This is a genomic window from Staphylococcus pettenkoferi (genome assembly GCF_002902685.1).
Taxonomy (GTDB): Bacteria; Bacillota; Bacilli; order Staphylococcales; family Staphylococcaceae; genus Staphylococcus; species Staphylococcus pettenkoferi.
Genome location: NZ_PPRN01000035.1, coordinates 14,085 through 29,696, shown reverse-complemented (window position 1 = coordinate 29,696; position 15,612 = coordinate 14,085). Strand labels below are relative to the sequence as shown.

Here is a 15,612-nt window from a genome sequence, read left to right as displayed (position 1 = left end):
ACAATGACTCTATTACTAAAAAGATTTCAATAATAGTTTCTTTAGTAATGGTGCGAGATGGCTTGGTAAATTCTGCACACCTTCAACAAAGATTGAAAATGTACCGTAAATGTTATGAATGGTTTCTTCAATGTCTTCAGTGATCGGATCTTGACTAAGGAAGACGTTGAAGACTTCTATACCCATTTTACGTGCAGTTTCAACAGCTTCATACGTATCTAATATACCATCCTGACTATAGTTGTATGCAGACGGTTCACCATCTGAGAAGACGATAAGGAAACGTTGCTGATGAGAGCGACGGAGTAAACGTTCGCTTGCGAGACGTATTGCGACACCATCTCGGTTATCATCTTGTGGTGTCAATGCCATGATGCGCGCACCTTCTCTATCAAAGTGTGAGCGATCATAATTGATAATTTCATCGATAATATTAGGGTGTTCTCGATCATCTGCTTCGAAAGCGTCTTCATTGAAAGCGAGAATCTCATGTTTTACTTTTAAAGCTTTAAGCGTTTCATGGAAGAGCACTACGCCCTTAATGGTTTCATCCATTTTGTCGTGCATACTGGCTGACGCGTCAACTAATAGCGTAAACGTGGCATCAAATTGACGACTGAGATCTTGCTTTTTATAGAATAATTTATATTGGTCGTCGATAAACCAGTTAATGAGATCCCTTTGTAGCCGTCCTTTCGTTAAGTTATGACGCTCATCTTGACGTTCACGTTCAATCGTTTTCTTAATAATTTGAGTGAGATCCTTAATTTCGTATTGTACATCTTTTTCAACTTCTAAATAGTCACTGTAATATTCGGGTAAAATGTCAGGGACATTCCAATCAACAGAGACGTTCTCATTAATGCCCTTTAACGCAAAGAGTGAATTCTGACCCACCATACCACCGAGTTCATTATCAACAGTTTGACGGCTTCCCTTGCCTTTGGTAGAGGCTACATCAGTAATATCATCGCTCGCGTCTCCTTCTCTAGCGGTATCATTGTTTGATACGCTATCGCTCGTCTCACCCTCATGTAACTCCATCTCTAGATAAGAACCGCCCTCTGATTGACTGTCTTGTGCTTTCGCTTCAATCTCTGCACTTACAATATCTTCGCTTGATTCTTCTGAATGTTGATCAGTTTGACTGGCATCCACGCGCTTCAACTGATCATCTTGCCATTCTTCCAATTCAGCGTAGACCTTCTTAGGAAGATAGTAGTATTCATTCAACATATCTTCTTTTAACAAATCATCAATTTGGAACATGATTCTTTGCGCCATATACATACTATCTTCGGAGCATGTACAGTTAAAGAAGTCTGGTAGATATTGGTACATTGCTACAAAAATATCATCTAGTGAAGGATGTATCTCAGGCACGTCGAAGAAATTCTGCTTGAGCACAGAGCGTTCTAAATGTAGTAGCACTAAATCAGTATACGTCGTCTTCGTTTCATAGACCTTGATTTGCGATTCAGTGTAACTCAATCGTGTCTGATTACGTAAATCAATCGCTGCACGTGTAGTCGGGCGTTCTTCCACGATTTGATTCAAGATACGTTGATCTTCCAACATTTTAAAAATCTGTTGATAAAGCTTAGGATGTTGAAACGCTTGTTCTTCTATCACTTCGTTGACAATCGACGTATCCATCCAGTGATAGCCATATGCAGCAAGCATGACATCCGTCTTCAAACCATTCGTTTCAACGTCTTTAGGACGATGGGACCAGAATGTACTCGTAATCAGTGTATTCTCAATCGGATTATAGTAAGGAAACTTTTGAATCTTCACTTGTGTTTGTGGATTGCGCAGTAACAACCGAGCTAAATCCTGCAACATCATCACTTGTTTCGCATCAAGTTGTTCGTCGTTAAACATGATAAAGCGTTCATTCATAGTTATCCCTCACTAAAAGTTTAGTTCAACTGCATTCTCAATGGCTTGCTGTTCCCGTTCATCTTCAAGTTTGTCGATAATTGTGCGTTGAATCGCACGTCTGATTGGCATCACTGTAGCAAGGTCGCTCAAATCAATCAAGGCACGGATACTCGCAGCATCCTCTGAGATTTGGCCTTGCTTCGTCATCGTACGTAAATCGCTATTGAATTGCACGATTTGTTTAATGAGTGCCATGTCATCCAAACGAGATTGTTGGCGAATAACATCGCTTAATATTGAACCATCGATATAATCCACTTGAATGACAACAAAGCGGTTTTTTAATGCTTCGTTCATCGGTAGCGTGCCTATGTAACCTTCATTAATCGCTGCAATCACATTAAAGCCTGGTGCAGCATGAATCACTTCGCCTGTGAATGGATTCGTTAATTTACGGCGATAGTCTAGTACACCATTGAGTATGGGTAATGTTTCAGGCTTAGCCATATTAATTTCATCGATGTAGAGAATATGACCTTGTCGCATCGCTTGAATGACCGGTCCATCGATAAAGACGATCTCTTGTTCACCTTTGTCGTTAGTTTGAATTGTCTTGAAGCCGAGTAAACTTTCAGCATCCAAATCAACGGAGCAATTGACTTGATGCATTGGGATGTCGACAGTTTCGCTGAGTGTTTCGGCTAACTTCGTCTTCCCTGAACCCGTAGGCCCTTTAAGTAGAATGTTTTTATTCAAAGCCATTAACGATTGGGCATCTTCGAATACTGTCGCATCATTATTGATATATTGTCCTTGTGCCAAGATGTAAGCACTCCTTTTACCTATAGTTGTATACAGAAAAGAGACTGGGTAACTACGAGTAAGTCACTCCCCAGCCCTTTCCACAGTTCAATATCTTTAGATTTCTTTAAAATATGTCTTGTAGTAACCACCGACTAAACCAGAGTTATCAATGATTTGATAGTACTCTTCTGTCTCGTTAACTACATCATATTGTTGACCGACTGTAAGCATGTCTGACACTGTAAACTTATCAGCATCTGTATGCACAACTTCTACACGCTTTATCGGCGTCTTAGATTTCCATTCTTCATGTAACATAACTTTCGTTCCTTTCACTAAACTAACTATTTAATTATATTCTAAAGTTAAAATGAATGAAATACCACTCGCTTCATTAATTCGTAACGATTTTGTACTTTCTTGATCTAGTGTCTGATATGGTATACCAATCTCATCAAGTTCCTCTTTAGCGAGTTGGAATTGACCTTGATCATCTGTCGCGAACTCAATTTGCTCACCAATACCATAATCAGGTAGATCTAAAGTTTCATCAGATTGATACATGTGCAGTTCTCCGCCTAAGCCACCGTCACCGATTTGGAAGACGAGGACATCTTTATCTTCATCTTCAGACAACGTATATTCCGCAAATGCTTCAATATCAAAGACTCGGCTAAGCACTGAGCGTGTGAGCAATAAATCATTCACGCGTAGCACTACTGGACCCAGGCCTTGAATTTGATGAAGCGGATTGACTGAACTGTAAGTGGATGGCGTTCCTAAAGGTTCACCGCTATTGTGTTCGTCAGAGTAAATGACGACACGATGTCCTTCTGGGCTCATGAAATGAAAGCACTTATGCGTATTCAACATCGTGATTTCACTGTATTGAATACCATGTTCCCCAAGAATCGTTTGATACTCTTGTAGTGCTTCGTCAGTAGGAACACGTAAACCTAAACTGTAAATGTGTTGGTCTTTCGTGCTGTAATGTGGTATCTCTACAAAGTGAACGCGTGTTCCTGGACTTAAATCAGCATCGCCAAAGCGCAATGCTTCCCCCTTTGTCTTCACACTCATACCCAATTGATCATGGAAGAGCGTAGAAATCTTTTTCAAATTTTTAGCACCAAGTGTTACACTTCGTAACCCTGTCATATTACCACACCCCTTTTATTTCTATTAACTTTAATTATAACGTATTCTGATTATGATTTATATGTTTAGACATTATGTGTGATGGATTTAAGTAGTAAAATAAGTTGTTGGAGAATTAACTATTTCTATATTAAAATATATTATAGAATAGTAGTAACGTTAAGTTCAGACGAAGGAGGTCTGTCAGTATGTTTAACTTTTGGGTATTGTTTGGAATAACGTTGTTGATTGCAGTGTACTGTGGTATTACATTCTTTAGTAATATGTCTCAATCTGTGCAGAATCGTAAAGATAATAAGAGCAAGAACAAGAATAATATTTATGGTATTGTGTTTGGTATTTTTATTGTGCTTGCAATTATTGAATTACTCGTCTTTATCTTTGTCGGATAATATCGCTTTATATATTTCAATGACTAGATCCAAGTTGGAAACATTACATTTCTGGCTTGGATCTTTTTTGATGAAAAGTCTTCCAATTAAAACTTATTGCTTTAGCGAAAGTATTGCTGTTTGCGATGCTTTCGCCTTATCTATAATTGAATTTCATTCGTAATAGAACATTGAGAATAGTTACAAATCGACAAAGCAAAGCGTTTCTCCATACACGCCTCTAACGCTAGCAGTAATACGGAGTGTTAATTTCTATAGTTGATGTTTAACGATTTGCATTGTGAATCCACGTAAAAAGCCCTTGAAGATGATTGCTCACCTTCAAGGGCTTTGTCTTATTCAAATTATGATTCAAGTAATAAGTCTTCAGGGTTTTCAATTAAGTCTTTAATTGTTTTTAAGAATCCTACTGCTTCTTTACCGTCGATGATGCGGTGGTCATAGCTTAATGCTAAGTACATCATTGGACGGTTTTCAATTTTATCATCTTCAACCGCGATTGGACGTTTGATGATTGAGTGCATACCTAAGATAGCAGCTTGGTTACCATTGATGATTGGTGTAGACATCATTGAACCGAAGATACCACCGTTAGTGATAGTGAATGAACCGTTCACCATGTCATCTAAGCCTAATTTCTTATCGCGTGCTTTAACAGCTAAGTCTGCGATTGCACTTTCGATTTCAGCAAAGTTTTTCTTATCGCAATCTCTTACGAATGGTACTAATAAACCATCGTCTGTAGATACGGCAATACCGATATCATAGAATTGTTTAGTAATCATGTCTTCGCCGTCGATTTCAGCGTTAACTTCAGGATATTTCTTCAATGCAGCTACTGCCGCTTTAGTGAAGAATGACATGAAACCAAGTTTAGTACCGTCGTGGTCTTTGATAAATTGTTCTTTCTTGCGTTTACGTAAGTTCATTACGTTTGTCATGTCTACTTCGTTGAAAGTAGTTAACATTGCTGTTTGGTTAGAAACTTCTAAAAGTTTCTTAGCAGCTGTTTTCTTACGACGTGACATTTTTTCACGTACAACTGGTTTAGAAGGTTTAGATGATTGAGCTGGTTTGCTGTCTTCTTTAGATGAAGAAGATTGGCTGCTAGAACTACTTGGTTGATTTTGTTTAGAATCAACGTCTTCTTTTCTAACTACATCTCCTGATTTGCCCGCTAATTCGCTAAGGTCAATACCTTGTTCACGTGCATATCTACGTGCAGATGGTGTAGCGTTAACACGTTGACCTGATTGATCGCTTGAATCATCTTGTGATTGAGTATCTTTGCTATCATCACTTGATTTAGCATCATCAGATTTAGATTCTTGTTTGCTGTCATCAGAAGAAGATGAACCTGAATTACTTGGTTGACCTTCACCTACTACAGCAATAGCTTGACCTACTTCAACAGTGTCACCTTCGTCAAACAAAGTTTCTTGTAATACGCCGGCATCTTCTGATACGACCTCAACGTTAACTTTGTCTGTTTCTAATTCAACGATAGCTTCACCTTTATCGACGCTATCACCTACGCTCTTTAACCATTCTGCAATGGTACCTTCTGTAATAGACTCTGCTAGTTCTGGAACTTTAACCTCTGGCATGTTGTACTTCCCCCTACTTATTATTTGTACTTTGTTCAAGTATCATATTTTGTACAAGTTTATGAATTTCGCCATCACCTTCTGCTGGAGCAGAACGTTGTATTCTTCCATGATAACTTAAATCGTATTTATCTGCAGTTAATTCTTTGAGGCGTGGGTAAACGAATGACCAAGCACCTTGGTTCTTAGGTTCTTCTTGTACCCATGCAACGTGTTGTAAATTAGGTAATTTATCAAGTTCAGCTTGAATTTCTTCTGAAGGGAAAGGATAAAGTCTTTCCACTGCGATAAGCTGAATTGATTCGTCAGGATTTTTAGCTAAATACTCTTTAAGGTCGATAAACATATTACCTGATGCAAGGATGACTTTCTTCACGCTATCTGCATCGCCTGATTCTGGTAAGATTGGTTCGAATGTACCTTCAGTAAATTTACTGATAGGTTGAGAAACCGTCTTGTTACGTAACAAGCTCTTAGGTGACATCACGACGAGTGGACGCATTGCATCTGTACCTAAGCTTGCTGCTTGTGCTCTGAGTAAGTGGAAATAGTTACTAGAGCTAGATAAGTTAACAACTGTTGCGTTGTTCTCGCCTGCAAGTTGTAAGAATCTTTCAAGACGTGCAGAAGAGTGTTCTGGTCCTTGACCTTCAAATGAATGAGGTAAGAATAGAGTTAATCCTGAAGTTTCTCCCCATTTAGCACGAGCACTAAATAAGAAGTTGTCAAAGATCATTTGTGCCATGTTTGAGAAGTCACCGTATTGTGCTTCCCAGATCGTCATACAGTTCTTATTCTCAACATTGTAACCATATTCAAAGCCTACAACTGCAGCTTCTGATAATGGTGAGTTGTAAACAGAGAATGTCGCTTGTTGATTAGGCACATGATGCAATGGCACGTATTCTTGGCCATTCTCAGAGTCGTGAAGTACAGCATGTCTATGACTGAAAGTACCACGTTCACTATCTTGGCCTGTTAAACGGATTGGTTTACCATCTTGAGTGATTGTAGCAAACGCAAGTTGTTCCGCTTGAGCCCAATCTACGAGACCATCTTCTTTTTCAAATGGTTCACGACGTTTTTCAAGTACTTTGTTGAGTTTCTTCAAGACATTGAAGTCTTCTGGATAAGATAACATTGCATCGTTGATTTCTTTCAGATGCTCGAATGAGAATGATTGGTCGTCACCTTTAAGTGGTTCTGCAATCGCATCTGGTTTTTGCATGTCAGGGTTATCCATTTTATCGTTTTTATCGATCTTATCGTGAGCAGAACGTAATGTTTTCTTCACGCCATCGATAACTTCGTTCATTTGGTCTTCTGAAATAACGCCTTCTTCAACTAACTTTTTACCGTAAAGGATTTCAACTGAATCGTGTTTACGGATGTGTTGATATTGAACAGGGTTCGTAATTGAAGGTTCGTCCATTTCGTTGTGACCATAACGACGGTAACCTACTAAGTCGATTACGACATCTTTATGGAATTCTTTTCTAAACTCCATAGCAATTTCGATAGCTTCAATTGTCGCTTCTACATCGTCTGCGTTAACGTGCATGATTGGTACATCGTAACCTTTAGCGATGTCAGAAGAGTAAGTTGTAGAACGGCCGTCATTTGGTTCTGTAGTGAAACCGATACGGTTGTTCGTAATAATGTGGAGTGAACCACCTGTTGAATAGCCTTCTAAGCCACCTAAGTTCATAGATTCAAAGTTAATACCTTGACCTGGATAAGCTGCGTCACCGTGAATGAGGATTGGCATAGCATCCTTAAAGTTGGTAGTCACTGCACCAGCTTGTTCAGTATCATCTTGAACTGCACGTGTCTTACCTAAGACAACTGGTGAAACGATTTCTAAGTGACTTGGGTTGTTTGCAAGTGAAATACGTTGTGTGATGCCGTAAGAATCTGTCGTCTTCACGCCACCTAAGTGGTATTTCACGTCGCCAGACCAACCTGAAGTGAGTTCTAAACTGCCGTCTTCTGGTAAGAATTTCATTGGGTCAGTGTGCATGAACTCTGAAATCATCATTTCGTATGGCTTTTCAAGCACATGAGTTAAGACGTTTAAACGTCCACGGTGCGCCATACCGATTTCAACATTAGAAATACCTTCGTCACTAGCTAGGCGTAACGTTTGTTGAAGCATTGGTACGAGTGCGTCAACACCTTCAATTGAGAAACGTTTAGCCCCTACGAAGTTTTTGTGTAAATACTTTTCGAAACCTTCTACGTGCGCTAAATTTTTAAATAATTCAATTTTTTGTTCATTGTTTAGTGAAGCTTGGTATGGTGTCTCAATACGACGTTTCAACCATACACGTTCTTTACTATTATTAATGTGTGTATATTCAAAGGCAATTGGACCTTTATAGCGGTCTTCCATGCGTTCGATAGCTTCGTATGCATTATCGTAAATATCTTCAAAGTGATCAGATACGATACCTGCAGAAATTGTTTCTAAAGTTTCTTTGTCTAAATTAAAGTCTTCAATGTTTAATTTAGGAACATGTTCTCTGACTGGACGATTTACTGGGTAAATGTCAGCTAATAAATGCCCGTATTGACGGATGTTGTCGACTAAGCGCATAACACGTTTAATCGTGCTGTCGCTTTGTGAAATAGTTGCATCCGAGCTTGCTTTGTTTACGATGTTAGCTTCACCGTCTTTAATTGTACTAAAAAGGACTTGTAAATCTTCAGGAACTGATGATGGATCTTGTAAATAAACATCATATAGGTCTAACATATATCCAAGATTTTGCCCGAAATTTACAGGTGCCTCAGTTACCTGTTTTTCGTTGCTCATTTATTACACCCTCCACAAAATAGTTGAAACGCTTACAACACAATAATAGCATTAAAAGTGTTCAAATTAAAGTACTTATCACACCTTATATAAAAAAGCAGAACTCCGAATTATAAATTTTTTAATCAAGGTGCGATGACCCAGATTGAATTTATACTTAGAGTCCTGCTAAGTATTGTTACTTACTTTATTCACAATTATTTACAATTCAAACATCAATACGTTCCCATGCGCTTAGAAATGAATCTAGAAGCGAATATGGAACGTCGTATATTCACCTACCACACTTTCAACTACAATTGAGCCTCCATTATGTTCGATGAGTTTCTTCGCTATAGATAATCCTAGTCCGTTACCACCGAGTTTGCGTGAACGTGATTTGTCTACGCGATAGAAGCGGTCGAAGATAAACTCTAAATCTTCTTGTGGAATTCCAACACCATGATCAGTAATATTGATCGAAATTTGTTTGTTGCGTAATTGAGTTTCTATCTTAATGTATTTATTGTTCTGGTCATATTTAATCGCATTATCGATGAAGATGATAAGTATTTGTTCAAGATGATAGCGATTGATCTCTTTCAATAATGGTTTAGGATAAGGTTCAAATTCGAAGGTGTAGTCTTCGTGTAAGCGTGCTAGTGATTTAATCCGCTGTTTAATTTCTTTATTAATATCGACACATTCCACTTCAGACGCGTGTTGTGTGACGTCATCTTTCGTGAGTAAGAGTAGTTCTTCAACAAGTTTCGTGATACGTGTCATTTCTTCAAGCGAAATGTTGAGTGATTCTTCAAGCACTTCCGGACTTTCCTTACCCCAACGTTTAATTAAGTTCAGATGTCCTTGAATGATTTGCAATGGTGTTCTGAGTTCGTGTGATGCATCTTCTACGAATTGACGTTGTTGGTTAAAAGAATCTTCTAAGCGCGTCATCATGGCGTTAAAGGTTTCGATTAAATTATCTGTTTCGACATAATTGGTCGGTAACTGTATCTTTTCTTGAAATCCGTTGCGTCGAATGAGCTGCATTTTATCAGACAAAGTGACTAGAGGCTTCGCAATCTGAGATGAGAAAAAGTAACTGATGAGTGCTGTGATTACTGTAGCCAAGATTCCAAATGTCACCGCAAAGAAGTATAACGAATTAACGAGCGTATTATAGTTCTCTAACGAGTGAATAACCACACTGTAGCCGTGGAATTTCGCAGAATCGATGCGCTGTGTGAGTACGAAATAAGCGGTGTGATGATTCTTAACCACTTTCACCTTGTTTAAATGATGCGTGTGTAACTGAGGATGATACGTAATCGAATTATCGTTGGAAGCATCAATCAGTTCTTTGCCTTTGTCGTTAAAGACGATGACCTTCTGGAAGTTGCCTAGAGACGCGTTTAAATCAACAGTCGAGATATGCTTGTAAGGTGTTTCTTCAAATAATGAACCAATATCATTAGAACTACGTTGTGCTTCCTCTAACTCATTGTTGCGTAATGCATTACTCAAATAGAAGATAATGATGATACTAAAGATGAGGATGGTTGTAAATGTGATGGTTGTAGTGATGACCATCCATTTGGTACGTAATCGACGTTGCTTCATTGTCGTATCACATATCCCACACCGCGTACGGTCTCAATGTATTTATCCATATGATAAGGCTTTAATTTATTGCGTAGATAACGGATGTAGACGTCGACCACGTTCGTTTCTACTTCGGTGTTGAATCCCCACACGTTTTCAATGATTTGTTCCCTATGCATGACATGATTACGATTGGTCGCAAGTAAGAAGAGAAGGTCATATTCTGTCTTCGTCAGTTCTAAAGTGTCATCATCTACCGTCACTTTGAAGGCGTCGATATCGATGACGAGACCATTAATATTAATGATATTCTTTTCTGGCTGTCTACGCATTGTTGCACGGATACGCGCCAGCAGTTCTTCTATTTCGAAAGGTTTCACGATATAATCGTCAGCCCCGTAATCAAGTCCAGTTACTTTGTCATATGTATCGCTTTTCGCAGTGATAATAATGATAAGCGTTTGTTGCTTCTGGCGGATTTGACGGCAGATTTCTAGTCCGTTCACGTGTGGCAACATTAAGTCTAATAAGATTAAATCATAATTGTGTTGGAGCGCACGATCTAGTCCACTTCTACCATCGTTCTCAATATCTACTAGATAATTCTCATGCTTGAGTTCGAGTTCGATAAAACGTGCTAAATTCTGTTCATCTTCAACAATGAGTATTCTCGTCATATTTTACACCTCAGAGTTTAATTCATATGATTACGTAATTGTTTGTAAACAACATCATATCGCAACTCGGTTAAAAGGTAAACGTCTTTTTTCTGATAATCTTTAGAAAAAGAAAAGCGTGAGATTACTTTAATAGCGCCTTTTTAAGAACGAGTTAAAAATTTTCTTGAAAAAAGTTGCCATTTCTAATTGACAACCATTCTCAGTCATGTATAATTGTAGTTGAAAATGATTATCAATACCAAATGAACTATTCCCCCCACACATATTTCGTTCTAATTGGATTGATCATTTTCACAATATCCCCTTTTATATGCCCGTAAAAGACTAACGTTGCGAGACAACGTGTTATTAAATAAAAACCGGTTTGCCATATAAAAACCGGTTTTTATCATACGTATTACAAAGACTTAAAGACACATGAAAGCGACACAAAGTTTCCAGTGAACGGAAATTGTGTCGCTTTTTTGTTGACTATACGTACTCAAACTTAAGGAGATGAACGCCCTCCTACCCTCCTACTACACGCTTAAGATTTTTTAGCTATAAAACACCGCTCTAGGTCGCTAACCTTTCTAGAGCGGTACTCATATGATATATATTCACATTGTTATCATTAATAAGATTTAATTTTACTCAGTGATACCGTCACTAAATCTGCAATTTGTGTCGCAAAATGAGTGTCGAAAGTATCAAGGAACTGCCGTCCCCTAATAGTCCTGCCATGATATCAGTCGGATAATGTACGCCTAAATAAATGCGTGAAGAACAGATACCTAGAATAAATAGCGTACAAATGATATAAACGACAATTCTTGCTTTCGATTTGATTAAACGATGTGCTAAGTAAATTAGGCTACCAAAGAATGCAATGGAGCCCATCGCATGTCCGCTCGGAAAGCTATAACCTGAGGCTTCAACGAGTCGCAATACAGTCGGTCTTTCACGATCGAAGATGTTTTTTAGTAACGGATTGAGAATCGTTGAAAGTCCCATCGTAAACACGAAGAATAGCATTTCTACATAATAGCGTTTGAGCGCAAGATAGATGACCAAGATCAATGATAAGACGGCCATCGTATAGACTTCTCCTATCTTCGTTATTCCTATGAAGAACGTAGTTGTAAGAAAGCTTTCGGATGAGAAGATGAAATGATAGACACCATTATCAACTTCACGTCCGATTTGGGCGCCGTGGTATAAGGCGATTAAACTAAAGAGTATGATACAAATGATCAATATGAGTATACGTTTCCATCTCGTCATAAATACTACCTCTTTCGTTTAACCTAATGCATCTGTAATAAATTTATTAAATAAGTCTTCTTTAGTATAGCTTTCTTTGTAATCATGCATTGCATCAATTATCGTTGAACGATGTGCTTCGATATCTTGCAACTCATCAATCAAACGATGTTCAGTGAGATGATCTTCAGCTATCATGCGTCCGTAACCTTTAGATTCAAAGTTCTTCGCATTATCAATTTGGTCACCACGTGATTGGTCTAAGCCAAGTGGAATGAGTAACATTGGGATATTTAATGTTAAAAACTCATAAATAGCATTAGAACCGGCACGACTGATAACCGTATGCGTGATAGCAAGCAAATCAGTTAAATCATCTTTTACGAATTCAAATTGCTTATAACCTTTCACATCAGTGAGTGACGAATCGAGCAATCCTTTACCTGTTAAATGAATAACTTGGTATTTTTCGAGTAATAAATCGAGATTTTGACGAATAATGTCATTTAACTTTTTACTTCCTAAGCTGCCACCCATTACCAGTAAGACAGGTTTCTTATCAGTAAATTCAGTGAGTTGGTAACCGCGACCTTTGTCACCGTGAAGTAAATCTTGGCGTACCGTGGCACCAACGAAGTCAGACTTGTCTTTCGGTAAGTATTTGACTGTGTCCTCAAACGTCGTATAGATTTTTTTGGCGAATTTGAGTGCAATTTTATTCGCTAAGCCTGGCGTTAAATCAGATTCGTGAATAATCGTTGGAATCTTTAAAGATTTCGCAGCGATAACTACAGGGACTGACACGAATCCTCCTTTAGAAAATAAGGCATCAGGACGTTCTTTCTTCAGCACTTTTCGCGCATCTAGAATGCCTTTCAGCACTTTAAAGACATCTTTAATGTTTTCGAAAGAGAGGTAACGTCGTAGTTTGCCACTTGATATTGTATGATACGTGATATTAGGAAGTTGTGACTCAATCATTTCTCTTTCTATTCCTTGCTTTGAACCGATGTAGAATGCTTGATGGCCTTGTTCGATAGCAGTGGGAATAAGACTGAGATTGACTGAAACATGTCCAACTGTTCCTCCACCTGTAAATGCTATTTTTGCCATAATTCAACCTCTATTCTTCTAGTTTTTTATAATATGCGTAAAAGGGTTCACCCTTATTGAACGGATGATAATCAATTTCTGCTTCTCCCGCTTTAGAGAATCCGAACTTTTCAAACAAGCCTTGAGCTGGCTTATTTAAAGCGAAAGTATCAGTTAAGAGCACGTGGATGTCGTGATCGAGCGCAAGATTCACCGCAAAGTCAAAGAGCGTTGTCGCTGCTCCTTTATAATCTTGAGAGCCTGCTAAGCGATGAATCACATATGCACCTTCACGATCGACAGGCCAATCAATCTTATCATACCAGTCTGATTGAACTTGGTCGATGACGATAAAGCCATATATGTGTTGATCAATATCTAACACATAAAGCGTTTCTTTCTCGATATCTTCTTCAAAATGCTCTTCCAATGGATAAGCATCATCCCACTGATGATTGTTGTCCTGTTTCATTAATGCTTTCGCTTCTTCAACAAGTTCAAGGATTGTCGGAAGATCTTCTGTCGTCGCTAATCTTATCATAAGGGCAACACCTCTTTATTATTGTAGTTTGTGTAATAAGTCATCTAACACGGTATCATGTTTATTTGATTTATCGACTAATGCTTGAGTGAATTTCTCATTTGTTGATTTATCAAACTCACCTGTTTCATCTAAATGATGATCTTTCTGGAAAGCTTTCACTTGGCGTTCTAAATTAGAATCGAACGTCTTACTTTCATCATCAGTGTGATAACCTAAGGCATTCAAACCAATCTTGATCGTTGAAACATGTTGATTGTTATCACCGACTTTTAATATTTTATCTGTCGGAATCACACTCAGTTGTTGATATTTAGGTGGTTTGATTGTTTGGTCAGGCTGAATGCCCTTCTTATGAATGTAATGTCCTTTCGGAGTTAACCATTTCATGTTGGTAAACTTCAAGAGTGAGCCATCTTTAAATTCATGGGTTGTTTGTACGATACCCTTACCGAATGACTTAGAACCATAAATTGTAGCTTTATTATAATCCCTCATCGCTCCGGTAAAAACTTCAGAAGCACTTGCTGAACCTTCGTTAATGAGGATAGACACATCCATATCTTGTGCTTCTTTAAGCGCGTTATTAGATGTTTTAATATTCTCTGTATGGTCGCCCTTTTGAAGTTCAACAGCAGTTTTATTTTTATCGACGAAGACATTAATCATCTTCACAGCTTCATCTAAGAGCCCACCTGGGTTGTTTCGTAAATCAAGCACGACCTTATGAATACCTGCTTTATGTGCTTTAAGCAATGCTGATTTCAATTCCCCTGAGGTGCTACTTTGGAATTTATTAATTTTAAGCACAGCGACCTTACCATGTTTTGAATAATCGACACTCTTCACATGAATTTTATCACGTTTAATCTTGAAATCTTGTTCATGTGTACCACGTTGAATCGTTAATGTCACAGTGCTGCCTTTTTTACCTCTAACCTTTTTCACAATCGCTTCTAAAGGTTGCCCTTTCACAGATTTACCATCGACTTTCTTCACGATATCTTTAGGTTTCAATCCAGCTTTTTCAGCAGGTGACCCTTTCATTGGACTGGTGATTTGAACGTGTTTATCCTTTTTCTGCATTTCTGCACCAATACCGACGAAATCTCCCGACACATCCTCATTGAAAGACTTTGTTTGGTCTTTTGTCATGTATTCAGAATAAGGATCGTCGAGTTCTTTCACCATGCCATCAATAGCTGCTTTCGACAATTTATCGGGATCTTTCTTTTTATAGTAATCATTCGTTAAGGTTTGATACACATTTTCGACTTTGGATAATGACTGCCGTTGATGCTTGTCTAAACCACTGCGCCAATGTTGGAAACCTAGAGTAGCCGCAACAGCGATCAAAGCAGTGAGAATGATAGTGACGAGTAAAAGTAGTACCAATCTGCTTTTTCTAATATGTAAAGGTCGAGCTGAGTGCTGTTTCTTAGAGGGATTGCTCTGTGTCTCATGTTCTTCAGAATTTATCATCGCATTCACTCCTTCCTTTTAGTATAAAATTGAAACAATAAGAAATTTATAGTTACTTCACAATAAAGTAAGCTAAGGTTAGAACATAAACTGACGTAGTCGTAATCAACTCTACCTTGCACGGGTCGGAATGGAACTACCAAAGCTTGTGCCAACAATGTGCGTGAGTCAATCACAGAACTACTACAGTGAGAATGACTGTCATAACCTTAGCTTAGAGTATGAAATTGCGTATTCATTTGCTGATAGATCTGGCTTATAATCTCACGTGTCGGAGTACGAGAGATAGACCTATCATGCTCTTCCGAGTAATGACAATTGCAACGGTTAA

At 38.3% G+C, this 15,612-nt stretch carries 13 protein-coding genes; 1 reads left to right on the top strand and 12 read right to left on the bottom strand.

What is annotated here, in order from left to right:
• Positions 1-15: 15 nt before the first annotated feature.
• The 4 genes from CD126_RS07135 to CD126_RS07120 form a co-directional block, all read right to left on the bottom strand.
• Positions 16-1,902 carry a vWA domain-containing protein gene (locus CD126_RS07135; protein ID WP_103370244.1) on the bottom strand — a complete coding sequence of 629 codons (1,887 nt, stop codon included), beginning with the start codon at positions 1,900-1,902 and terminating at the stop codon, positions 16-18.
• A 12-nt stretch (positions 1,903-1,914) separates the two neighbouring features.
• Positions 1,915-2,646: an ATP-binding protein gene (locus tag CD126_RS07130; RefSeq protein ID WP_049406131.1), complete on the bottom strand. Its 732-nt coding sequence runs from the start codon at positions 2,644-2,646 to the stop codon at positions 1,915-1,917.
• Positions 2,647-2,802: 156 nt separating this feature from the next.
• Positions 2,803-3,006 (bottom strand): DUF6501 family protein, encoded by a 204-nt coding sequence (locus CD126_RS07125; protein ID WP_002471003.1) that lies wholly within the window; start codon positions 3,004-3,006, stop codon positions 2,803-2,805.
• 30 nt (positions 3,007-3,036) lie between these two features.
• Complete coding sequence (locus CD126_RS07120; protein WP_049406098.1) at positions 3,037-3,846, bottom strand: VOC family protein; 810 nt, start codon at positions 3,844-3,846, stop codon at positions 3,037-3,039.
• A 188-nt stretch (positions 3,847-4,034) separates the two neighbouring features.
• Between CD126_RS07120 and CD126_RS07115 the strand changes: the two genes are divergently transcribed.
• Positions 4,035-4,238: a Mid2-like cell wall stress sensor domain protein gene (locus tag CD126_RS07115; protein ID WP_002470988.1), complete on the top strand. Its 204-nt coding sequence runs from the start codon at positions 4,035-4,037 to the stop codon at positions 4,236-4,238.
• 344 nt (positions 4,239-4,582) lie between these two features.
• Here the strand turns inward: CD126_RS07115 and sucB are convergent, their stop codons facing one another.
• The 8 genes from sucB to CD126_RS07075 all read right to left on the bottom strand — a co-directional run bounded on the left by sucB (position 4,583) and on the right by CD126_RS07075 (position 15,281).
• A complete protein-coding gene (sucB, locus tag CD126_RS07110; protein WP_049406096.1) occupies positions 4,583-5,845 on the bottom strand; it encodes a dihydrolipoyllysine-residue succinyltransferase in 1,263 nt (420 codons plus the stop codon).
• A gap of 13 nt (positions 5,846-5,858) precedes the next feature.
• A complete protein-coding gene (locus CD126_RS07105; RefSeq protein ID WP_103370242.1) occupies positions 5,859-8,660 on the bottom strand; it encodes a 2-oxoglutarate dehydrogenase E1 component in 2,802 nt (933 codons plus the stop codon).
• 246 nt (positions 8,661-8,906) lie between these two features.
• Positions 8,907-10,262, bottom strand: a complete 1,356-nt coding sequence (locus tag CD126_RS07100; RefSeq protein ID WP_049406092.1) for a HAMP domain-containing sensor histidine kinase — start codon at positions 10,260-10,262, stop codon at positions 8,907-8,909.
• Positions 10,259-10,921: a response regulator transcription factor gene (locus CD126_RS07095; protein ID WP_103370241.1), complete on the bottom strand. Its 663-nt coding sequence runs from the start codon at positions 10,919-10,921 to the stop codon at positions 10,259-10,261. Before CD126_RS07095 ends, CD126_RS07100 begins: the two co-directional genes overlap by 4 nt.
• A gap of 651 nt (positions 10,922-11,572) precedes the next feature.
• Entirely contained in the window at positions 11,573-12,187 is a 615-nt protein-coding gene (locus CD126_RS07090; protein ID WP_103370240.1) for a phosphatase PAP2 family protein, read from the bottom strand.
• A gap of 18 nt (positions 12,188-12,205) precedes the next feature.
• A complete protein-coding gene (locus tag CD126_RS07085) occupies positions 12,206-13,279 on the bottom strand; it encodes an undecaprenyldiphospho-muramoylpentapeptide beta-N-acetylglucosaminyltransferase (RefSeq protein ID WP_049406087.1) in 1,074 nt (357 codons plus the stop codon).
• A 10-nt stretch (positions 13,280-13,289) separates the two neighbouring features.
• Positions 13,290-13,799 (bottom strand): GNAT family N-acetyltransferase, encoded by a 510-nt coding sequence (locus tag CD126_RS07080; RefSeq protein WP_049406086.1) that lies wholly within the window; start codon positions 13,797-13,799, stop codon positions 13,290-13,292.
• Positions 13,800-13,817: 18 nt separating this feature from the next.
• Positions 13,818-15,281: a S41 family peptidase gene (locus CD126_RS07075; RefSeq protein ID WP_103370239.1), complete on the bottom strand. Its 1,464-nt coding sequence runs from the start codon at positions 15,279-15,281 to the stop codon at positions 13,818-13,820.
• Positions 15,282-15,612: the final 331 nt, after the last annotated feature.